Origin of the sequence: Enterococcus sp. AZ015, assembly GCF_050499225.1 — a bacterium.
GTDB lineage: Bacteria > Bacillota > Bacilli > Lactobacillales > Enterococcaceae > Enterococcus_D > Enterococcus_D entomosocium.
On sequence record NZ_JBMHEX010000001.1, the window covers coordinates 2,362,666 to 2,385,092 of the forward strand.

General features: G+C 43.2%; 18 protein-coding genes. 2 read left to right on the forward strand and 16 right to left on the reverse strand.

Features of this window, described 5'->3' with window-relative positions; genetic code table 11:
* Nucleotide 1: 1 nt before the first annotated feature.
* Nucleotides 2–724, reverse strand: coding sequence for a metal ABC transporter ATP-binding protein (locus IGK85_RS10980; protein ID WP_008378931.1), 723 nt, complete (start codon nt 722–724; stop codon nt 2–4).
* Between the two features lie 572 nt (nt 725–1,296).
* Here IGK85_RS10980 and IGK85_RS10985 point away from each other — a divergent pair.
* A complete protein-coding gene (locus IGK85_RS10985) occupies nt 1,297–2,811 on the forward strand; it encodes a flavocytochrome c (protein ID WP_008378933.1) in 1,515 nt (504 codons plus the stop codon).
* 91 nt (nt 2,812–2,902) lie between these two features.
* On the opposite strand, the gene IGK85_RS10990 is transcribed toward IGK85_RS10985, so the two are convergent.
* The 4 genes from IGK85_RS10990 to IGK85_RS11005 all read right to left on the reverse strand — a co-directional run bounded on the left by IGK85_RS10990 (nt 2,903) and on the right by IGK85_RS11005 (nt 8,472).
* Nucleotides 2,903–4,960 (reverse strand): beta-galactosidase, encoded by a 2,058-nt coding sequence (locus tag IGK85_RS10990; protein WP_008378936.1) that lies wholly within the window; start codon nt 4,958–4,960, stop codon nt 2,903–2,905.
* A 9-nt stretch (nt 4,961–4,969) separates the two neighbouring features.
* A complete protein-coding gene (locus IGK85_RS10995; RefSeq protein ID WP_008378938.1) occupies nt 4,970–5,824 on the reverse strand; it encodes a sugar ABC transporter permease in 855 nt (284 codons plus the stop codon).
* A 1-nt stretch (nt 5,825) separates the two neighbouring features.
* The gene (locus IGK85_RS11000) at nt 5,826–7,061 is read right to left on the reverse strand and encodes a carbohydrate ABC transporter permease (RefSeq protein WP_016613570.1); all 1,236 of its coding nucleotides are present in this window, start codon (nt 7,059–7,061) and stop codon (nt 5,826–5,828) included.
* Between the two features lie 139 nt (nt 7,062–7,200).
* Complete coding sequence (locus IGK85_RS11005) at nt 7,201–8,472, reverse strand: extracellular solute-binding protein (protein WP_081487915.1); 1,272 nt, start codon at nt 8,470–8,472, stop codon at nt 7,201–7,203.
* 254 nt (nt 8,473–8,726) lie between these two features.
* Between IGK85_RS11005 and IGK85_RS11010 the strand changes: the two genes are divergently transcribed.
* Nucleotides 8,727–9,725: a LacI family DNA-binding transcriptional regulator gene (locus IGK85_RS11010; protein ID WP_008378943.1), complete on the forward strand. Its 999-nt coding sequence runs from the start codon at nt 8,727–8,729 to the stop codon at nt 9,723–9,725.
* Nucleotides 9,726–9,807: 82 nt separating this feature from the next.
* On the opposite strand, the gene IGK85_RS11015 is transcribed toward IGK85_RS11010, so the two are convergent.
* The 11 genes from IGK85_RS11015 to IGK85_RS11065 all read right to left on the reverse strand — a co-directional run bounded on the left by IGK85_RS11015 (nt 9,808) and on the right by IGK85_RS11065 (nt 22,414).
* Nucleotides 9,808–10,329 carry a GNAT family N-acetyltransferase gene (locus IGK85_RS11015; RefSeq protein WP_008378945.1) on the reverse strand — a complete coding sequence of 174 codons (522 nt, stop codon included), beginning with the start codon at nt 10,327–10,329 and terminating at the stop codon, nt 9,808–9,810.
* A 17-nt stretch (nt 10,330–10,346) separates the two neighbouring features.
* Nucleotides 10,347–11,108 (reverse strand): YibE/F family protein, encoded by a 762-nt coding sequence (locus IGK85_RS11020; protein WP_008378947.1) that lies wholly within the window; start codon nt 11,106–11,108, stop codon nt 10,347–10,349.
* The gene (locus tag IGK85_RS11025; RefSeq protein WP_008378948.1) at nt 11,105–12,136 is read right to left on the reverse strand and encodes a YibE/F family protein; all 1,032 of its coding nucleotides are present in this window, start codon (nt 12,134–12,136) and stop codon (nt 11,105–11,107) included. The genes IGK85_RS11020 and IGK85_RS11025 overlap by 4 nt, the downstream gene beginning before the upstream one ends.
* A 168-nt stretch (nt 12,137–12,304) precedes the next feature.
* Nucleotides 12,305–13,264 (reverse strand): D-2-hydroxyacid dehydrogenase, encoded by a 960-nt coding sequence (locus IGK85_RS11030; protein WP_008378949.1) that lies wholly within the window; start codon nt 13,262–13,264, stop codon nt 12,305–12,307.
* Nucleotides 13,261–14,592, reverse strand: a complete 1,332-nt coding sequence (locus IGK85_RS11035; protein ID WP_008378950.1) for an APC family permease — start codon at nt 14,590–14,592, stop codon at nt 13,261–13,263. Before IGK85_RS11035 ends, IGK85_RS11030 begins: the two co-directional genes overlap by 4 nt.
* A gap of 123 nt (nt 14,593–14,715) precedes the next feature.
* Nucleotides 14,716–15,936, reverse strand: a complete 1,221-nt coding sequence (locus IGK85_RS11040) for an MFS transporter (protein ID WP_008378951.1) — start codon at nt 15,934–15,936, stop codon at nt 14,716–14,718.
* A 188-nt stretch (nt 15,937–16,124) separates the two neighbouring features.
* On the reverse strand, nt 16,125–16,724 hold the full coding sequence (locus IGK85_RS11045) for a YczE/YyaS/YitT family protein (RefSeq protein WP_005234774.1): 600 nt from the start codon (nt 16,722–16,724) through the stop codon (nt 16,125–16,127).
* A gap of 107 nt (nt 16,725–16,831) precedes the next feature.
* Nucleotides 16,832–18,316: a response regulator transcription factor gene (locus tag IGK85_RS11050; protein WP_008378952.1), complete on the reverse strand. Its 1,485-nt coding sequence runs from the start codon at nt 18,314–18,316 to the stop codon at nt 16,832–16,834.
* A complete protein-coding gene (locus IGK85_RS11055) occupies nt 18,309–20,057 on the reverse strand; it encodes a sensor histidine kinase (RefSeq protein WP_008378953.1) in 1,749 nt (582 codons plus the stop codon). The genes IGK85_RS11050 and IGK85_RS11055 overlap by 8 nt, the downstream gene beginning before the upstream one ends.
* Nucleotides 20,050–20,670: a DUF624 domain-containing protein gene (locus IGK85_RS11060; protein ID WP_008378954.1), complete on the reverse strand. Its 621-nt coding sequence runs from the start codon at nt 20,668–20,670 to the stop codon at nt 20,050–20,052. The genes IGK85_RS11055 and IGK85_RS11060 overlap by 8 nt, the downstream gene beginning before the upstream one ends.
* A 274-nt stretch (nt 20,671–20,944) precedes the next feature.
* On the reverse strand, nt 20,945–22,414 hold the full coding sequence (locus IGK85_RS11065; protein ID WP_008378955.1) for an ABC transporter substrate-binding protein: 1,470 nt from the start codon (nt 22,412–22,414) through the stop codon (nt 20,945–20,947).
* Between the last annotated feature and the right edge of the window lie 13 nt (nt 22,415–22,427).

Sequence of the window (22,427 nt, forward strand, 5' to 3'; positions counted from 1 at the left end):
GTTAAACGCCTCCTTTCACGATGATCGCATCACCAAATGTTTGCTTCAAATTGCTTTCGGTAAAGACTTCACTCACTGGGCCCGCAGCGATCAGGGTTTGATTGAGCAGAACCAAGTAATCAAAGTATTCGGTGATTTTCCCCAGATCATGGTGAACGATAAAAATCGTCTTGCCAGCATCTCGCAAGTTACGTAACAGCCCGACGATGATCGCTTCACTGGTGGCATCGATCCCTACAAAGGGCTCATCGAGGAAGATATAGTTAGCATCTTGCACCAACGTTCGAGCAATCAAGACCCGCTGAAACTGCCCACCGGACAATTCCCCAATCTGACGCTCCGCAAAGGATTCCATTTCTACCGCTGCCAGAGCGGCTGTCACTTTCTGCCAATCGTTGGCCGACATTCTTTGGAACATGCGCATCTTAGGATACAAGCCTAAAGATACGACTTCTTTGACTGTGATCGGAAACGTGTAGTCAACCGCAGTCTTTTGTTCGACATAGGCAATTTCCTTTTGAAAATCTTTTAACGTTTTTTTGTTGACACTCATGTTCCCACTGGAAGGGATCAACTTCAACGCCGCTTTGATCAGCGTCGACTTCCCTGCCCCATTTGGTCCGATGATCCCTACGATCGCCGGTTTCTCTACTTGAAACGACAAATCCGAGATCACTTGATGATCGCCATCATAGGCTGCGGATATTTCTGAAAAAGTAATCATTATTTTCACTCCATTTCCATAGTTAAGGATAGTTTATTTATTTTTTAGGTAGACCTAACTTATTTTTATTATACAAGAAAGGATTGGTTTTGCAAGACAGTTCTCTTGATTTTTTTAAGAAACACCGCAATTTTTTGGCAATGGTTCTTGAAACCCAAGATTCTATCTCTATTTATTGAATAAAAATTGGCGACCACAAATACTGATTCCACTAATTTCTTTCTATCTTTTGATCGCAAAGCGTTTAATTTATTTTCAATAAAAGAGATCGTTCCTCGGCACCTCAGTGACGTACTTTTTTTCAATAACAGAAAAGAGAAAAATCAAATCTCATTTCATACTCCCTTCATGATTAATACCAAACAAATCAAAGAATCAGTAATTCTTCTATTTCCACAAATTCACGAATCTACTCTTTTTTATGATGACCAAGAAACCCTTTCATCTCGACTAAAACGCTTTATAAATTAAACTTTTCTAATTATTATGTGATTTTTCGAACAAAACCTAAAAATAACATGACAACTATGTTAGTCTTTGATTTGGAAAAAGTTTTAGGAGGAATAAAAACAATGAAGAAAATTTTCCAAACACTATTAGTCCTAACCTCGTTAGCAACTTTGAGTGCTTGTGGCGCTGATTCACAAACAAGCAGCAGCACAAGTACTGGTTCATCTGCTAATGAAGAAACAGATGCAACTTCAGCTGCATCTGGTCAAGAATACACAGACCCTAGCGAACTTGCAGACAGCTACGATGTCGTGATTGTCGGTGCGGGTGGCGCTGGAATGGCCGCTGCGATCCAAGCAAAGGAAGCTGGCGCAAACCCAGTTATTTTAGAAAAAATGCCAATTTCTGGTGGGAATACATTGAAATCTTCTGCAGGAATGAACGCTTCAGAAACCAAATTCCAAGAAGCAGAAGGCATTGAAGATTCAAACGATCTATTCTATGAAGAAACATTAGCTGGCGGTCACAACACCAATGATGAAGAATTGTTGCGCTACTTTGTGGATCATTCAGCAGAAGCGATCGATTGGTTAGATTCCATGGGTATCACTTTAGACAACTTAACAACGACTGGCGGGATGAGTGAAAAAAGAACGCACCGTCCATCTGATGGTTCCGCGGTTGGGGAATACTTAGTTGATGGCTTGATGCGCAACATCCATGAATTGGAAATCCCAATTTTTGTAAATGCCGATGTCAAAGAAATCAATGAAGAAGATGGTCAAGTCAACGGGGTGACCGTTGAAGTAGAAGGAAACGAACAAACCATTGATGCCAAAGCAGTTGTCGTTACAACAGGCGGTTTCGGTGCCAATTTCGACATGATCACCGAGTACAAACCAGAATTGGCAGACTACGTGACAACGAACCAAGAGGGTTCGACTGGTGATGGAATCAAAATGATCGAAGCGTTAGGCGGACAAACGGTTGATTTAGAGCAAATCCAAATCCACCCAACAGTGGATCAGTCTAAATCACTGTTGATCACTGAAGCTGTCCGTGGAGAAGGCGCGATCTTGGTCAATCAAGAAGGCGAACGGTTCTTCAATGAAATGGAAACACGAGACAAAGTCTCTGAAGCGATTATTGCCCTACCTGAAAAATCGGCAACGTTAGTTTTTGATGCAGGTGTCAAAGAACGCGTAACAGCCATTGATTTTTACGAGCAACAAGGGTTAGTCAAATCCGCTGACACGATCGAAGAATTAGCAAAAGAATTGGACATGCCAGAAGCAGCGCTTGCTGAAACGATCGCTACCTGGAACAGCAGTGTGGCTGCTGGTGAAGACGAAGCCTTTGGACGCAGCACAGCAATGGACAACGATTTGTCAACAGGACCTTACTATGCCATCGCCATTGCTCCTGGTATCCACCACACGATGGGCGGCGTGAAGATCAACACGAACACAGAAGTGATCGCTACGGATAACGAGATCATTCCAGGTCTCTTTGCAGCCGGAGAAGTAACTGGTGGGTTGCATGGTGAAAACCGAATTGGCGGAAATGCAGTTGCCGATATCATCATCTTCGGACGCCAAGCAGGAACAAAAGCTGCCGAATTTGCGCAAGAAAATTAAACCATTCTCTATAAAAAAGAAGTACTAACGCTTTTCATCAGCGTTAGTACTTCTTTTTTCTCATATAATTGACACAATAGTTTTATTGATCTTATGCTGTCACTTTGATGATCTGCACCTCATAAGGCGCCAACTGAAGAAGTTGGTTTGTCGTTTTTCCTGTAAGCAAGTCGATTCCTGAAGTTGCTACCTCTACTTCTTGATTTTCTTCGGAAAAATTCATCACAAAATAATAGGTAGTCGGAGCGAGCTGCTCTTGCTGACTTTCTCTACTTTGAATCGACACGTTCGTTGAACCTTGGCGGACCCACTCATTTTGTAAGCGAAGCTGTTGTGTTACTTCTTGATAGAAGTCTTCCAAAAAGGCTTGATCCGTCCGTCCCCCAAGATAGTAGGCACTTCCTTCACCATAATCATTTACGGTCACTGCAGCTTGACCTTGATAAAAATCTGCACCGTACACCCCTAACGTTTGGGCGGTGTTTGTTTGGACAATACTACAATAATCATGAATTTGGTACTGCTGTTCCTTCATTAAAAGCAGATTTTTTTGCTTCAGATATAACGTATCGATTTCTTTCACAGACACACCAAACAGTTCTTCTAACTCTTGGGGCCATCCTCCTAAATAGGTCAAGTCCGTTTCATTCACGATCCCCGTCAAATAAGTGGAAACCAGTGTCCCGCCATTTTTCGTATACTGTTGAAATTTTTTCATAGTTTCTTTTGGTAAGAGGTAAAGCATCGGAGCGATGATCAATTGATAAGCATCAAAGTCATGATCTTTCGTGATGACATCAACCGCGATGTCATGATCCCAAAAATAGCGGTAATGCTCTTGCAACGTTTGTGGGTAGCGTTTGCTCTCTAAACCAAAACCTTGCGCATCATTGAGCGCCCAATTGTTATCCCAATCATAGATGATCGCCACTTTGGCTTTTTTGTGCAATCCTTTGATTTCTTTGATTTCTTCTAAGGCTTTCCCCACTTCTGCTACATCTTGAAAAACACGATTTTGCTCGTCGTTGTCATGGTCCACGACGGCCCCATGGAACTTCTCAGATGAGCCTCGAGATTTTCGCCATTGAAAATAAAGATTACTATCTGAACCGTGAGCAATAAATTGCATAGAAGACAAAAGATGCATCCCGGGACGTTTCGTGCGATTGACTGGATGCCAATTCACACCACTAGGGGTTGATTCCATGATCAAAAATGGTTGCTTTTTCAAGCTACGATATTGATCATTGATAAACCCAACCTTACTTGCCAAATCAGCTGTCGTTCCCCAATCATTATGCCAAGCAGGATAACAGTCCCAACTAATGACATCCACATGCTGGGCAAATTTTCCATAATCAAGACTATAAAAGGGAATCAAATCACGGGTATCTGCCATGAAATTCGTTGTGATCGGCACATCTGGAGACAAACGACGAATGTCTTTGATCTCATGTTCATAGAAATCAATAGTCTGATCGGTTACAAAACGATGCCAGTCTAGATTTAGTCCATGAACTTGCATTTCGCCGATCGGTGAAGGAGATTCGATTTGCGACCAATCGGTGATGGTATGGCTCCAGAACGGTCCCCACCAGGCCTCATTCAAGGCTGCTAGCGTTTGGTACTTCTGCTTGACCCACTGACGAAAGTTTTCTTGGCAAATAGGACAATGACAATCTCCAGAATACTCATTGGAAATATGCCACATCAATAGTGCTGGGTGATCGTGGTAGCGTTCAGCTAATTTCCGATTGATGATCGCCACTTTCTCACGATAGATTGGCGAAGAAAAACAGTGATTGTGTCGCCCACCGTGTAACATTTTTTCCCGTTTTTCATTGGTCCGGAGAACTTCAGGGTATGCTTTAGACAACCAGGCAGGACGCGCACCGCTTGGCGTCGCTAAAATGACGTTACTGTTTCGTTCGGCGAGCTGATCCATGATTTTGTCTAACCATTCAAATTGAAACACCCCTTCTGCTGGCTCTAAGGCACTCCAAGCAAAAATACCAAGGGAAAATGTATTAGCATGAGCTTTTTCCATTAGTTCTAAATCTTTGGCTAAGATCTCGGGATAATTTAGCCACTGGTCAGGATTATAATCCCCACCATGTAAAAAGCGTTCTTCTAAGTTATATCTTATCATCTTCTCTTCCTATCCTTTTGTGCCGCCAGCGGTCAAACCGGTGACAAAATGTTTTTGTAATGCAATAAAGACGAGCGCGATCGGAATACTGATCAAAATGGCCCCTGCCGCAAAAGTCGTATAGCTGGCACCCATTTTATCCGTGACTAATTTGTATAACCCGATGGGTAATGTATAGTACTCAGGATTACGTAAAATCACTGAAGACAGGGCAAAGTCTCCCAGTGGTCCGGTGAAACCATTCATGGCAACCACTGCCAGCATTGGTCGAGATAATGGAATCAAAATTTGCCAGAATATTCGCGTATTGCTTGCACCATCTATCTTGGCACTCTCGTCTAAATCTAACGGAATCGAGTCAAAATATCCTTTCAATAAGTACGTGTTCATGGGAATCTGACCCCCAACGTAAATCAAGATCAGCAACCAATGACTATTGATCAAGCCGAGCATTTGCGCCAGTACAAAAATTGCGATCAAGGCAGAGAACTGCGGGATCATTTGTAGTAGTAAGAACAGCATCAATCCATTTTTACGGCCTGTAAAACGAAACCGTGAAAAGGAATAAGCCGTCATGGAGACAAAGATCAGTGACAGGAACATAGTGCATACACTGATTTTCAATGAATTCAAATACCATTGACTATAATATAGCGAGTTGTCACCAGCAAACAATTTCGTGTAGTGACTTAATGTCGGACTCGTCGGAATCAGACTCGTACTTATTAAACTGTTCCCAGGATTAAAACTAGCACCGATCGTCCATAGTAAAGGGTAGACGATCACCACTACCGTAAAAATCAGTACAAGATATGTCAAGGATAGGCGGACAAATTTTTGTTTTTTCATACTTGCTGCCTTCATGTTATCCAACCTCCTTGAATGAATTTGTTCGGCGGAATTGCCATAAAGCAATCGCGATCACGACGATCGATAAGAGAATCGTCAATGCTGCTGCTAGTGCATATTGACTATTTTGCATCGTGAGCTTATAGATCCATGAAACCAAAATATCGGTACCACCAGCGGTCGAACCAGGAACTGCCGGTCCGCCAGAATTAAACAGATAAATGATATTGAAATTGTTGAAGTTAAACGTATATTGCGTAATCAAAATTGGTGCCATTGCATAAAGCAGTAATGGCAATGTGATTCGTCGGAATTTTTGCATAGCTGAAGCACCATCGATGGTCGCCGCCTCATACAAATCATCAGGAATGGATTGCAGCGTCCCTGTAGTCACGATAAAAATATACGGAAAGCCTAGCCAGCCTTGAATCAGTAACAAAGCTAAACGGGTCCAATTCGCACTCGTTAGCCAAGGAATCGGTGAAATCTGGAAGAAATTCAAAATCGTATTATTGATCGCACCAAAGGAATCATTGAACATTCCTGAAAATACCAAGATCGTAACAAATCCCGGAACTGCCCATGGGAGGATCAAAATTGTTCGAAAGAACTTTTTGAATCGTAGTTCTTTTTGATGCACCAGCACCGCTAAAAATATTCCGATAGAAACTTGTAACGTTGAGGCGATCAAGGTCCAGATAACTGTCCAGCCTAGAACATTGAAGAAGGTACTACGCCAAATATCGACAGTAAAAATCTTCTTAAAGGTCTCTAATCCCACCCAATCTGCTAAATTGGCAGGTGCAGAATGATAGAGATCATAGTTCGTAAAAGCTAACGCGATACTAAAGAGAATCGGAAAAATAACAGAAAACACGAGTAAGAAAAATGCTGGGCTACTCATTAAATAAGGATAGCCTTCTCTTAATAGTGCCTGGTAGCTTTCACGGATAGAGTTGACTGGTAGCTCATTGTCTCTTAATTCGCCGTTTTTATAGGCATCACGGATGTTTAAATAATAGAACAACAGACCAAAACCGATGACGATCAAGGCAACTAATCCTTCTGCTAATAAAAAGATGGAATTGTCTCTCGGCACTTCCACGCCTAATGTCACGATGCCCCAAAGTCCCATATTAAATAAATCTTTAAAGACGACAAGATACATAGCAAAAAAGAAGAAAAATAAAGCGCCTTTGATTTTTTGCCGATTATAAAATTGACCGAATCCTGGTATTATCGAGAATAGCATTGCTCGTTTTGCATACGACTGCGTGTTTTTCACATTTTCGCCCCCTGTAAGAAAAAGCCGCTGACAAACGTTTCGTTCGGCATTACTTGATTCCTAGTGCTGAATCACCATCCGAAACGTTTGTCCTCGTAACGACTTTTTAGTTTTGAATTGCTGCAATGGCTGATTTGATCTGATCGACTGCCTGTGGTAGAGCTGTTTTCGGTTCAGACTTTCCAGTAGCAATGGTTTGCAATGCGGCATCCATTGGTTCCCATACTGAATTCATTTCAGTGATCCCTGGTGTTAGTTCTGCGTGTTGGGACTGAGCGGCGATGGCTGCAGCACTTTCACTTTCTTGAACTGCTGGATCATCTGCCAAAGAAGCAACCGCTGGTACTTCCTGTGTTTTTTCATAACGAACTTTTGAGTTTTCTTCATTGCTGATAAATTTGACGAACGCTTCAGCTAATTCAGGGTTTTGGGAATAGCTACTTACGTTGTAGCTTTTGACACCGATAAAGGAGCCCATATGTTCACCATTGCCTAATAATGGCAATTCTTTCACACCATAGTCGATGCCCGCTTCTTTATAAGGAGACAAGTTCCATGGTCCCGAGACGACAGCTGCAGCTTTTCCTTCCGTAAATAAAGAGTCCAACACATTGATTCCTTGTTCACCGACCAATCCGGATGGAAAAACACCGGCATCATAAAATTGTTGGATATAGTCTGCTCCTTCGATCGCACCTTCATTAGCTAATCCAATATCTTCAGGGTCATAGGATCCATCGGCATTCTCGCCAAAAACATAACCGCCATAACCGCTCAATACACCTTGTGCGTAATAAATTTGATCCCATAATGCCAGTAACCCATAACTGTCAGCACCTAAAACAGATTTAGAATACTCTAGCCACTCATCCGTTGTCTGTGGCAAGTCTTCTTCGGAAATTAGCTCTTTGTTATAATACAAAATTTGTGTTTCAACCGCTTTTGGTAAGCCGTAGACTTTGCCATCAACGATTTGCGATTGCATTGCTGATTCCGTATACAGATCTTGTAGCGTTTGATCGACTGTTAATTCTTTCAACAACCCTTCGGTAACGGCTGTACCGATTTGATCACCAGGAATTGTGATGACATCCGCACCTGTACCAGCGGGTCCATCCAATCGTAAATCTTCAATCTGTCCACCATAGGCTTTTTCGACCACTTTGATCGTCACATCGTGTTCTTCTTCAAATTGTTTGACTGCCTCTTCAATCCCAGCTGATTTTGCTTGGTCTTCCCAGACCAATAGATCATAGTCCTTATCGCTGCCACTATTTGCTGCAGTACTATCTGTCCCTTCACTTTGTGGACCGCAAGCACCTAATCCTAAAGCTGCTACACTTAAAAAAAGAACTCGAGACATTTTTTTCATCATCATTTCTCCACCTTTTCTTTATTTTGCAAACGCTATCTTCTCATTTATAATAAATTATTTTACTTAATATGTAAATAGTTTTACTAAATTTATTTCTTTAACAGAGTAAACAAACGTTTTAAATCAAGGTTTTTCAAACAAACATTTTTTTGAAACATCTCCGCGCTCTGAAATTTCACTATTCAGTAAATATATTTAGTAAATTCATTTACTTGGTAAAGTTGTTAGCGTATACTAGAAGAAAGAGGTGAAGAAGATTGGTTACAATAAAAAAAATTGCCGAGCAATCAGGCTTTTCACAAGCGACTGTTTCCCGATTATTGAAAGGCGACGAATCGTTGTCGATCGCAGCCGATACGCGTCAAAAAATTATTCATACCGCTTTATCACTAGGTTATGATCGCTCAAAAATAAAAACAACACTAGAAAAAATCGCCGTCCTTTTCTGGCTGACAGAACAAGAAGAGCTTCAAGATGTCTATTTTCGACAATTGCGAATCTCTTTAGAAAAATATGCGAAAATCAACAATTTGGAAATTCAATTGATCACCCATGAAGATGATGTTTTAGAAACATTGCAAGAGGTCGCGGGGTTTATTGGGATTGGCTCTTTCACTGAGAAAGAAACGCAGCAGTTCAAATCCGTTTGCCCCTATGGTGTCCTTTTGGAAATCAACCCCTGTCCAGAGCTGTTCGATACGGTCAAACCCGATACTGATCGAATGACGCAACTGGCGATCGATCTGTTTTTAACAAAAGGATACCGAAAGATCGGCTTTATTGGTGGCGCTTATCTAAATCCTGATACTCAACGCGCAGAAATGGATAGTCGCGAGATCATCTTCCGTCAAACGCTGGCTCGTCGAGATGCGTTCGATGAGGCGTTCCTGTTTACTGGTGGCAATTTTTCCGTTGAAACCGGCTATCGTTTGGCGAAAAAAATGGTGGAATCCCTTGGTGACAATTTGCCAGAGGCGCTCTTTGTGGCTTCTGACACCGTCGCAGTTGGTGTGCTCCAAGCGTTAAATGAACGATCTATCATCATTCCTGATCGCTTGGAATTAATCAGTATCAATGACAATGAGATCGCAAAATTTGTGGCTCCCCCACTAACAACGTTTAACATCGATGTGGAGGAAATCGCCAAAACCGCGATCGATTTGCTGGTGGATCAGATCGTTCATCCTCGAGCGATCACCAAAACAGTCCTTTTAGGGGCTGAACTCATCGAGCGAAAAAGCTTTACGCAAGCTTAAAAAACGCCCCTAGAAAGTTAGGAAAAGCTAACTTTCTAGGGGCGTTTCATTGTCTAAATCGAAAAAAGCATTCTTTCGTTTTTCACATCTCTTTCGCCACAGCATACACAAGATGCGGCATGTCCACTTGTCGATAGTGTTTAACAAAGCGATCCACCAGCTTCATTCCATTGCGCAATGCCACATTTATGGAGGCTTGATTGGACTCACGAATGATCGAATAAATAATATCGGCATTCAGCGTTCCAAACGCATAGTCTTTACAAGCCTGGGCGGCTTCTGTGGCAAACCCATGATGCCAGAAGTTCTTTTGAAACAAGTACCCAATTTCTAAAACAGCTTCTCCCTTGACGTCTTGCCACGTCAAGCCGCATTGACCGATCGCTTGCCCGGATGCTTTCTCAATCACTAGCCACAAGCCAATGTGATCGTTTTGATAGCGTTGCAGCTGTTTGTCGATCCAACCAGTGACTTCCTGCTCACTGAAGGGTCCTTCATAGGCAATCATGACTTCTGGATCTTGCAAAATCTTTTCAATCGCTGGACGATCGTCATGACTCATTTCTCGCAACAATAATCGCTCGGTTTCAATTAGTGGTTCCATAGTTGTTGCGCTCCCTTCTATTCCATTCGGTTCCTTTTCCAAAAATACCAACTCGCTGACCATGCGGTGATGGGTAAAATAATCACCGCTGCCAGACCCGTGATCAAACAAACGATCAATTCTGAGACGAACGCCTTTGAATTGATCATTTCACCAAAGGAGATCGACAAATCTTGAAACCACGCAATCAACGCCAGATTACTTCCCATAAAGGCAAACAATAAGGTATTGATCGTCGAAGACAATACGTCTGATACCACTGTCATACTACTTTTACTTAATGCCTTGATTGAGACTTGCGGGTTTGCTTGAAAAAGTTCATAGGTCGCAGTGCTGATCGCCATACTCCCATCTGCCACCGCCCCCGAAAAACTCATCAAAATGATCGCAGTCATCAATGTCTTAAAATCGATGGCTACATCAAAGGAATACATCGCCAACTCATCGAGTTCCTCTGCCGAAAACCCATGAAGATTCATTGCAGAGAGCACAAGAGGAAATAATAGTAGAAAAAGCCCTAGAAAGACCAACACACAGACAAAGGCAATTTTGGTTTTCTGATTGACGCCGTTCACGAAAAACAAGGTGATCGCCGCCACGGCTAAAAAGGCAACACAAGCCGCTGGTAAAATCGGTGCCCCTCGGTCAATCAGGACCAGTAGCGCTAGAAAGACGGCCACATTCATAAACAGACCTGTGACTTGAAACAGCCCTTCGATCCGAAAAACAGCGAAAGTCAGCAAGAGAAAAAGCAAGATCAACACAAACAAAACAGTCATTTTGCTTTCCTCCTATGCACTTCAAAACAAAGGAGCGTCAACGGTACCGATAAAACCAAAGCAAAGCCGCCGCATACTGTACGCACTATTTCTAAAGAAAGATGCATCGGCAATGCTTGCGAAAGCAGCCAGCCATTGGCTAGGTAAAACAATAGCGCTGGCATACTCCCACTTAAATAGGCAAACAACAAGACATTGATCATCGAAGAAGTCGTATCTTGCGCGATGGACCGACCGATCGCTAATCGTTCCTTGCGGCTCGTCTGGGGATTGATGCGTTGGATCTCATCTAAACTGGCAATCAGCATGACGATATTGTCCATGCTGGCACCGATTGCGCCAATCAGCAGACTTCCTAGATAGACACTGCGATACGGACGGGTCAGAAACGACATTTCCTCATAGCGCAACCCATGATCTTGCAAAAGATCCATGGCGAATCGACAGAGAAAAAACGCCAAGAGAACGCTGGCTAAGGAGGCAATGATTTTGCGGCTGTCGATCGTGCGAAAGCCATAAGAAATCCCCATCGTCATAACCAACGAGACGATCGTAAAAACGATCATCAAAAAGACCAATGAAAAGGAGCTGTTGCCTTTGTGAAACCAAAGAAAAAGGAGCAGCAAGCCAGTATTCACAAAGATACTAAGCAAAGCCCGTAAGCCTTTTTTGCCACCAATTGCGACTACTGCCATCAGGAATAAGGCAAGGAAGAAAAAGAGATACCCATCCCGTTTTTGTGTTTGTACCTTCCAGCCATCCCCTTCTTTTTGCAAAAGCAGCTGTTGTCCGGTCTGATACAACGGATGAATCGCACCGTTGGGGGTGTATTGCGTAGTGACTGTCCGCAGTGCCCCAGCTTCTTCTCCGTTGCGAAGGATCCCTTGAATCTGCTGCTGGTCGGCGGTGACTTGAACCGTTTGTACTTCTATGATCGGCTGTGTATAAAAGCGACTGCTTTGGGTTTGGATCAGCCAGCTCAAGACCAGCAAGCTAACAAAGGCCGCTAGATAATAATACTTTTTCAAGACCGTCTCCTTTCATTTTCAGCAAAAAAAGACTTAGACAAACCACCAGTCCTACGACCGACCACCTTGTGAGGCTAGATGACTGGTCGAAATGGTTACTGTGTTGGCGAGACTAACTGCTTTACTAGTCGCCTGCTTTGTCAAAGTCCTTTTACTTGCTCGTTTTGCTTACACGACATTTTGCGCTGTACCTGCTTTAAAGCCGCTTAGGTTCGCCACAGCGATCCCCATCAAACGACGTCGGGTTTCGACTGGCGCCCAAGCGATATGCGGCGTCAAATAGCAATTTGGTGCTTGCAACAAGGGATTGTCCGCTGCAATCGGTTCTTTCGAGACGACATCTGCCGCCAAGGCTGCAATCTGCCCGGTTTTCAGCGCTTCAGCAACTGCTGCTTCATCGATCAAGCCGCCACGGGCGGTATTGATCAGGATCGCAGAAGGTTTCATTTGTGCCAAAGCTGTGCGATCGATCATTTTTTCTGTCTCAGGAAACTGTGGAACATGAAGGCTAATGATATCTGCTTCTTGATACAGTTCCGCCAACGACACTTGTTTTGCCCAAGTAGCTTGTGCTGGTTTTGGTCGATGATTAAAGTAGATTACTTTCAATTGAAACGCATGTGCGATCGTGGCAACTGCTTGAGCGATCGCACCATATCCAATCAGCCCAATCGTTTTGCCTGCCAATTCCATCAATGGTGTCTGCCAATAAGAAAAATCTTTGCTGGTTTGCCAGTCACCCTGATGCACGGAACGATTATGGTGTCCCACTTGGTTCGTCACTTCCAGCAGCAAAGCAAAGGTCGCTTGTGCCACTGCATTGGTACTATAGCTAGGAATATTGGTCACGGTGATTCCTTGTTCCCTCGCTGCTGCCAAATCAACGACATTGTATCCAGTTGCTAGTACCCCAATGTAGGTCAATTGCGGACATGCTTTGAGCACATCAGCGGTGATCGGTGTTTTATTTGTCAAAATCGCTTCGGCATCACCGATTCGATCAATTATTTCTTGTTTATCTGTATATGAGGTACGATCATACACCGTCACCACTCCTAATTCTTCAAACCCTTGCCAAGCCAAATCCCCTGGATTCAACGCATAGCCATCAAGTACAACGATCTTCATTCTTTCGCCCCTCTCGCTTTTCCTTTTGCTTTTCCATAAAAAACGGGAATTCCTAGTAACGTCACGCCGATTCCCACGACTGCTAACCACGTGTCAGTGATCAAGGTCATGATCAAGATAAAACAGCCGCCTAAAATCGCAATCAAGGGAATGATTGGATAGAAGGGAACTTTATACGGACGCTTCATCTGTGGTTCTGTTTTTCGCAAACGAAAAACTCCTACAAACAATAATACACTAAAGAACCACATAACAAAAACCAGCATATCGGTCAAAAGATCAAAGGTGCCTAAAAGCATCATGATACAAGCGATCCCTAATTGTAAAAAGGCCGCCGCATAGGGTGCATTGGTGGTTTTGCTTAGGGTCGCAAAGGTCTTACTGAAAGGAATCTCATCTTCCAACGCCATCGCATATGGGACCCGCAAGCCAGTCATTGTATAGCCGTTCAATGCGCCATAAACAGAGATCAAGATACCGATCGTGACCAGTTTTCCGCCAAAACTACCGAACAAGGCCATCGCAGTTTCTGAGGCACTGTTCAAATTACCAGCGATTTGATCGATCGGCAATGTTTTTAAAAACGCAACATTGATCAACACGTACACCAAGGTGACAAAACTCAGCCCAAAGATGATGGCTTTAGGCAAATCTTTTTCGGGTCGCTTCATTTCTCCAGCGACATTGCCGACCCCCATCCAGCCATCATAAGCAAAAAGGGTTGCTAAGAGGGCACTACTGATACCAGCTGCAAGGGAGCCTTGAGTATTGGAAGAAAAATCCACCAATGAGACCGATACTTGACCTGGTGTCATCAGGCCAGCCACGATAATCACCGCAATCGGAATCAGCTTGACTGCTAAGGTGACGGACTGGACTTGAGCTGCAGCTTTTGTTCCCAAAAGATTAATCAAGGTCACACTCGTTCCGGTCAAAATCGATAAAGGAAGCAAATAATTGCTAGGTAGATGAAATAAGTTCAAACATTGTGTTGCGAAAATAATACTTAAAGCCGCCACGTTCGCTGGAAAGTAAATGATACTTTGTGCCCAGCCTAATAAAAAGGAGGGTAATTTCCCATAAATTCTTTCGATATATCGAATAGGTCCGCCGGTCTCAGGAATCGCCGTCGCTAACTCTGCCACGGTCAAGCCGCCGCAAATCGTTAGAAAGCCGGCAAGCAGCCAAACCAACAAGGTCAATCCAGTCGATTGGGTCTGCTGGACCACAGCCGCTGCTTTGAAAAACACGCCGGCGCCAATCACCGTTCCCATTACTGTCGATAATGCCCCAAAAAAACTGATTTCTTTTTTCAATTGACTTTTCACAACATCACTTCCTTTTTAAATGAATAAGTCAAAGTATAGCGGATAGAAACTATCTTGACTAGAGGAATTTCAGAAAACAAAAAGCAAATACCATGAAAAGACGGCATTTGCTCCAAAATTTTTTTATTCTTTTGTGGATTCTTGAAAAACCAGCAACGGAAGCTGTCGTTTTTTGTGCATTTGTTGAACCAAATAAATTCCTGCCAGCAAGATGATCGGGAATATGATCGCACCTAAAATCCCAACCTGCAGCTGTTGTCCCGACCATTCGACGATGCTACCGACGACAGCGGGTCCGATTGAACATCCTAGATCTCCCGCTAATGCCAAATAAGCAAATAGCGCCGTCCCGCCGTTGCGAATGTATTGCGCAGCAAGACTAAAGACCCCCGGCCACATGATCCCTACGGCAAAACCGCTTAAGCCGCAGCCAAGGAACCCGATCAATGGCAATGAAGCAAAGCCGATCATCATATACGCCAGTAGGCAAAGCAAAACACTCAAAAACATAAAGCGTTTCAAATCGATTCGTTCTCCAAATTTGCCGTAAAGCAAGCGGGAGATCCCCATCATCAAGGCAAAAACCATCGGTCCTGCCAAATCGCCTAGTGTCTTACTAACACCTAAGCCCTGTTCAGCAAAGGTCGATGCCCATTGGCTGACTGCTTGTTCGCTGGCTCCAGCACAGACCATCATCACCAGAAACAGCCAAAAACTTTTCAAGGAAAAGAGCTGCCGAGTGGTCAACCCTCGTTCTCCTTCGGCAACGATTGGCGCCAACGGGACTTTGGTAAAGAAAAACAAATTGACCAACGGGATCAGCGCCCAGACGATCGCTAAAATCGGCCACTGTTGAATACCGAACACCATGAAGAACGCCGTTGAGAACAAAACGACCCCCACGTACCCCCAGCAATAAAACGAGTGCAGCATGCTCATCGTTTTTTCCTTATGTTCCGTTGGACAGGCTTCAACGATGGGACTGACTAAAACTTCCAGCAAGCCACCGCCAATGGCATACAGCAAAACCGCTGCTAATAATCCGCTAAACGGGGTCGGAAACCATAAGGGAAAAATGGCTAAACCAATCAAGCCGATCGCTGCAAAAAAATGCGCCGCTACGATCGAAATACGATAGCCGATACGGTCTACAAAAAAGATTGCTGCAAAATCGACGGCTAACTGAGTCAAAAAGTTAAAACTGACCAACAAAGTTATCTGGCTGATTGGTAGCTGGTATTGGCTTTGAAAGGTCAAAAATAATAAGGGGGCAAAATTATTGATCACGGCTTGAACGATGTACCCTACAAAGCAAGCCGCAATCGTCGAACGATAACTTTTCATTTTCACTTCTCCTTTACTCGTCTTATCAGTATACCAAGTCCAATCAGCCGGGAACCATGGAGAAAACACTTTTTTTACCCAGAGAATCTTAAGGAAATCAGGATTCCTCTTTCTTCAGATGATTTCCTTAAATGGAAGCAGCAAAAAAGCTGCCCTCACAGACAGCTTTTTCCGACTTATTCTCAAGGCTAGGCGTTTTTCCTTCGGGCAGCGATGGTTTTCATGGTGGCTTCAAAGATTGGGCCAATAAAGACGATACACAAGAGAGTACCTAACCCCACACTGGCGCCTAACGCAAAACCGATCAAGACCATCGCAGCATCCAAGCCGATACGGATCGTTTTTTGGGTCAATTTGCTTCGTTTATAGATCAAGGCCGTCAAGGCTTCTAACGCCGCTGAACCTTTGTTGGAAGAAACGTAAATGCCGGCGCCGATGCCAAATAAGATCGGTGCAGCGAAAATAGCGATCCATGGGTAGAAAGGCAAATGAATTGATACTTTGTCCATCACTGGTTCAAAGATCCCAATCAACAAGCCTAAGCCGATCCCGTTGATAAAACTGCCAATGCCTAATTCGGCACGATCAAAGACTGCAACGATCAACAAAACAACAATGTTAAAACACAAACTGGCTATCCAAAAAGGGACATCGATAAAATTCAAAATTCCTAACAAAAACGTACTGATCGTATCATATCCTTGATGGGCAGTGATCAATAAGGATATGGCTAACGCAATCAGCCCGGTACCTATCAAAACTTGTGCAAATTTTTTGGTTTCTTTCACAACATCACGCTCTCTTCTTTATTTTTCCTCTCTTAGTTTACCGTGAAAGCGTCACAATTACTATCATTTAATCACAAAAACCGGATTTTTTTTGAAGAAATCTAAATTCAATCAAGGGATTCATAATGCTGTTCATAGGTATCGCGAAACTCTTTGGGGGTCAAACCATTCAATTTCTTAAACATTTTGGAAAAATAGTTGGTATTGTTGTAACCAATGCGATCCCCGATCTCACTGATCGTGGCTTTCGAATGAAGCAGCAGCTGTTGGGCTTGCTTGATGCGCACCAGATTGACATACTGATTAAAACTCATTTCCGTTTCTTTCTTAAAGAGTTGCCCCAAATAAACAACGCTAACGTGCAGTTCTTCTGCCGCTGATTTGACCGTCAAATCATGGGTGTAGCCTTCTTCAATCAGCTGGATCGTCTTTTGAACGATCTCTGAATAACGTTTTTGCGGCGGCTGCGATTTGGCCAGCTCCAACACATCATCAAAAAGTTGCCGCAAATCTGCCAATGTATTGGACTCGCGAATCCGTGCCAAAATCTGCTCATGGTTTTCTTGGGAAAGCACCGGCAGTTGCCGATAAATATCATTGAACAACAAAAAAGAAACATAGCGAACATGTTCAGGGTCTGCTTGGGTTTGTTCCAAAATAGCGAACATTTTATCTAGCTCATGTTGGATTGTTTTAACATCCCCGATGGTCAGCGCTTTGTTAAAAGATAGAAACGGTAGTTCTTCGTTTCGCTCTAATATATCCACGTGGATCGTCTGTTCTTGTAAAAACAGATCTGGATAGAAGGCTTGCAGCGATTGAACCTGCTTGATTTTCTCATAGGCTTTATACAAATTCTCCCACTCGTTGATGGTTTCGCTCATGATCAACTGCCAGTCTTTACTATTAAGCTGCTGGGCGAGTGCTTTTAAGTCAGCGTTGATTTGCTGTCTTGGTCCGGCTGCGGTAATGATCACTTGGTTTTCATCTAATCGCCCTGGTAAGATCAATGGCTGATCGTGTTGCTGAAAAAACGTCGTGATTTTTTGTAAGATCTCGGCAGTCCCATTGAACTGCAAAACGGTAAAGGGGGCTGCTAGCGGCACCCTCTGTTGCGCCAGCAAATGGAGGTACTCGCTTTCGTTCAATTCATCATTCAACCAAAGCAGCAGGCTTGATTCTTGATAAAGTTCTTTTTCTGCCAACAGTTTTTGCTGCTCCTCTAACTCAGCTGCAATCGCTTGAACACTGCTACGCAGTTCTTCTTTGTTAACAGGTTTGACTAGATAATTACGCACACCTAACGCCATGCCTTGTTTGACAAAGGCAAACTCTTGATAACCAGATAGAATGATCGAAAAAAATCGATTCCCAAACGCTTGCGCTTGGCGGATCATATCGATGCCGTTCATTTCTGGCATCCGAATATCCGTGATCAGCAAATCAACGGAATGTTCTTGTAGATACTCGAGGGCCTCACTAGCACTTTTCGCTGTATGCACCACCTCAAAGCCCAGCTCTTGCCAAGGCAAGATCATTTGCAGCCCTTGCAAGATCATATATTCATCATCAACGAACATTGCTTTATACATCTGCCTCATGCCCCCTTTGCAAATTGTTTTCATCTAGACGGATCTTGACCGTAAACCCAGCGGCTGCTTGAGACGTAACGTCCATTTGATAAGCGCCATTGAACATGCCCCGCAACCGTTCGTGAACATTTTTGATCCCGATTGAAGTTTGGGCTCCGATCTCCTGATTTTGCAATTCTTCATGAATCATCCCTAACTGCTGCGGATCTGCGCCTTTGCCGTTGTCTTTGACTTCAATCACGATTTGACCGGCTTCTTTATAAGCTTTGATACTGATGGCGTTATCATTGCGCTGATAATCGATGCCGTGAACAAAATAGTTTTCGACAAGTGGCTGCAGTGTGAACTTCGGCAATTCCAACTGTTCTAATGCCGGATCGATGGTTACATGATAGGCGATCTTATCTGGGTAGCGCATCTGAAACAAGTAGACATATTTTTCACAAAAATCGATTTCTTCTTTTAAGGTCTTCGTCTTTTCTTGCGTCGTGTTGTTCCGTAATAGGGCCGAAAAAGCATAGACGACATCCGCCAGCTCTTCTTGGTTGCGGCTCAAGGCATACATTCGAATGTATTCTAATGTGTTATAGAGAAAATGCGGATTGATCTGGGCTTGCAGCGCCCGCATGTCGGCATCCCGTTGTTTGATCTCTAGCGTGTAAATATCTTTGATGTACTCGTTGATACTGTAGGTCATTTGATTGATGGCTTCTGCGATTTCTTTCAGCTCTTGTTGGACATTGGCGGTATCGATCCGTTTGTCAAAATTCCCTTGGCTGACTTCTTTCGTCGCATAGACGATCTGCTGTACTTGCGATGTATAGCGCTTAAAGGTGCGATGAAGCACCCATAGGACTAATAAGAGAATCCCGATCCCGAAACTAAAGATCCAAATGGCACTAGAAAAAATATCACGCCAGATCACCCTTTTTGACAACAAAACCAGGGACACTTCTCCGCTGACAGTGGTTTGTTTTTTGATATAAAAGTCTTTCGAAAGAGTGTCGTGAATGGTTCCGTGAGCAACCGCCTGATCTATTTTGGCTAAAGTTTCCTTGCTGAGGTTCGTGGCATCCTTGTAAAGGCGCTGACCATTTGAGGTAAACAAAAAACTGTTGATTCCATGAACTTGGTTGTCTTCTTGTCGATTGGCTAAAACATCGTCTGAACGAAAGATCACGTAGACTTGTCCTAAGGGCTGGGCATAATTACTTGGTTGGGCGATCGAACGAACAAAAAACAGACGATTTTTTAAATCAATCTGTTTGCCGCTGTGTTTTTCTCCATAAGGTGTATCCGGCGTTGCCACTAATGTCTCATTGCTTTCATCCAATTGAATGATGATCTCTTCGATACTAGGATGATTACGAATCAAACGATAGAGAATATTGGGCAAGTATACACTCTGTCCCGTCTGGCGAAAAATATCATTACTATAGGAAAAATAATCTGGCAATGAAAGCTGCAAATAGTTGCGTAATGATTCAAAGGCGGTATCTGAACTAGTAAATTCGCCAAGTACCGTTGAAACAACGGTATTTTGATCTTGCACGTAAGCATCCAGCTGCAAGCTTGTGCTCTCCACTAAACGTTCACTCGTAGTAAAACGATCCGCTCCGGTATAAGCGGTCAGGACCAACATAATAATGATGGAGATGATCACCAAGAGTACACTGTACAGCTGCATCAACTGATTGATCAAAAAATCGTGTTTGAACAAACGAAAACGCCACTTAGTCATGTGCCAAATCCCGATCAATGACGTTTTTTTCCTGACTGATCGCCACATGGCACCATAAAATCAGTAAGCTGAAGGTTCCAAAGAGCAAGAGCCCTTTCATCATCCAAGTAAAAACTAGAATACTAGCGATCCCAACCAGCAATTTTAGAAAGGTCGCCATATGAAGAAACAGACACACAAAGGACAATTTCAGGTTATTCCACAAGGATATCTCATAAGACGTGTCAAAAACCACACTTAACAGGTACAGTAAAACACTCAATCCACTGACAACAACTAAAACAAAAGAGATCATCAACCAAATCAAGCCTTGGATCTGGGTAGCTAAATACAGGTTATACACTAAAAACCCTGTCAGTAGGAAGAACAGATAAAACTGCTTATTGGCCTTGACAAAGACGTTGCGCCAAATGCGCCATGCGCTACGAAAACTTTGATTCTCATAATTTAGTCCATCTTCGTGGATCAAAGCACTGATGGTATGAAACGCTGGACCAATCCCTAAGATTCCCCCACCGGCAAGCGTCAATACGACAAAAAACAAATTCAACTTCACGATCGCCCAAATCAAGCGAAAGCCCTTGACCAACCCGCTATTTGCTGTTTCTTCCATTTAAAATTCCTCCCTTATTTGTTCCCTACCGAAAATGTAGCATGATTTCAGCTTCCTACTCAAGCTACCTGAGAATCTTTTAATGCTATGTACGTTTTAGATGCAACATGCTTGCTGTTTGAACGTTAAAAACAAAAGTAACGTTTTTTATCAAAGATTTTGCTACTTACTTTAAAAGAAAAAGCAGCCAAAAGCTAGACGTGGGAACCATTGGTCCTGATGCGTTTAGCCTCCGGCTTGCTTGATCTATTGATTTATGAGAACCACCTGTTGCTTATTCTTGGCTTGCGCGGTACTCATCAAATTGTTTTTGCATTTCATCGCGGACCTTCTCCCAGCCAGCGGTTTTTAATTCTTCGTTTAGTTTCGGAACATTTTCTTCTGGATCGATCGTTCCGGTTGCTAAACTTGCTTTGTAACGGTTCATGACATTGGCGATATTCGTGATTTCTGTTTTCACGTTATCAGTCTTGAAGTTGAACCCTAAGATTGGTGATGCTTCCGCGTTAGCGATGTTTTCATCACGCTCTTTGATCATATCGTCTGTGATGGATTCTTGTGTGTAAAGGATCATGTTGTTTCCAGTGTTCCAAGCAGCCATCCGGGTATTTGGCAAGTAGCCATCAAGGAGACGGATTTTGTTGTCTTGGCCTTCGATTTTTTCCCATGCTTCGCCTTCGACACCCCAAACCAATCCATTCAACAATTCAGGATCGCTGTTCAACAAGCCCAACACTTCCACTGCTTTTTCTTTGTTTTTCGAAACATTCGCTACGACAAAGTTTGCCATTTGCGCTTGTCCGGTTGATTTTAATTGTTTCGTGATTGGACGTGAAACCAATTCATGACCTGCGGCATTGCTTAAGATCGTATCGCCGTAATCCATTGGTCCTTGGGTTTCTTCACGCATGAACCATGTGTTGCCTTCTAATGGGTAACCAGTTGTATTGGTGGCTGCATCGGTTGGGATCAAGCCTTCGTTGTACCATTTGTGCATCAATTTCAAGTTTTCCATTTGTTCATCATCTTCGTATTGATTGATGATCTTCGTTGTATCGCCATCCAATTTGACAGCAAATGGGTAATCTTTCCCAATCACATAATCATAGTTTCCAGATACATTAAAGGTTTGTCCGATCGCAAACGGTGCGATGTTTGGTTCTTCTTCTTTGAACTTCTTCAACACGTCTTCGGCATCTGCATAAGATTCGATCCCGCTGATATCCAAATCATATTTGTCTAAATATTGTTTATTGAAGGTCAAGACTTGTTGGGCATAAATATTGCCGTTGACTGGAAAGGCATATAATTTTCCGTCGATCGTATTGCCTTTGATATAAGATTCGTCTAATTGATCATACGCTTCTTTGGCATATTTTGGTGCTAACTCCGTCAAATCTGCATACGCGCCTTTTTGCGCATTGGCAACATAGTTTGAGGCAAAAGAAATATCGTAGTTTTCACCCGATGAAATGATGGTGCTCATTTTTTGATCCCAGTCTCCCCAGCCGATGTACTGCAGATCGATGCGAGCGTTGGTTTTTTCTTCAATGCGTTTATTAGCGATCTCCATTAATTGATCAAAGTTTTCTGGCTTGTCCCCGACTTGATACATCAATAAAGTCGTTACGCCGTCTGCATTGTTCTCTGAATCGGATGTTGCGCCGTTCGACCCACAGGCAGTCATTCCCAAAGTTGCCGCTGCGGCCATCCCAGCAAAAGCTGTTTTTTTCCACAAATTCATTTTTGTTTCCTCC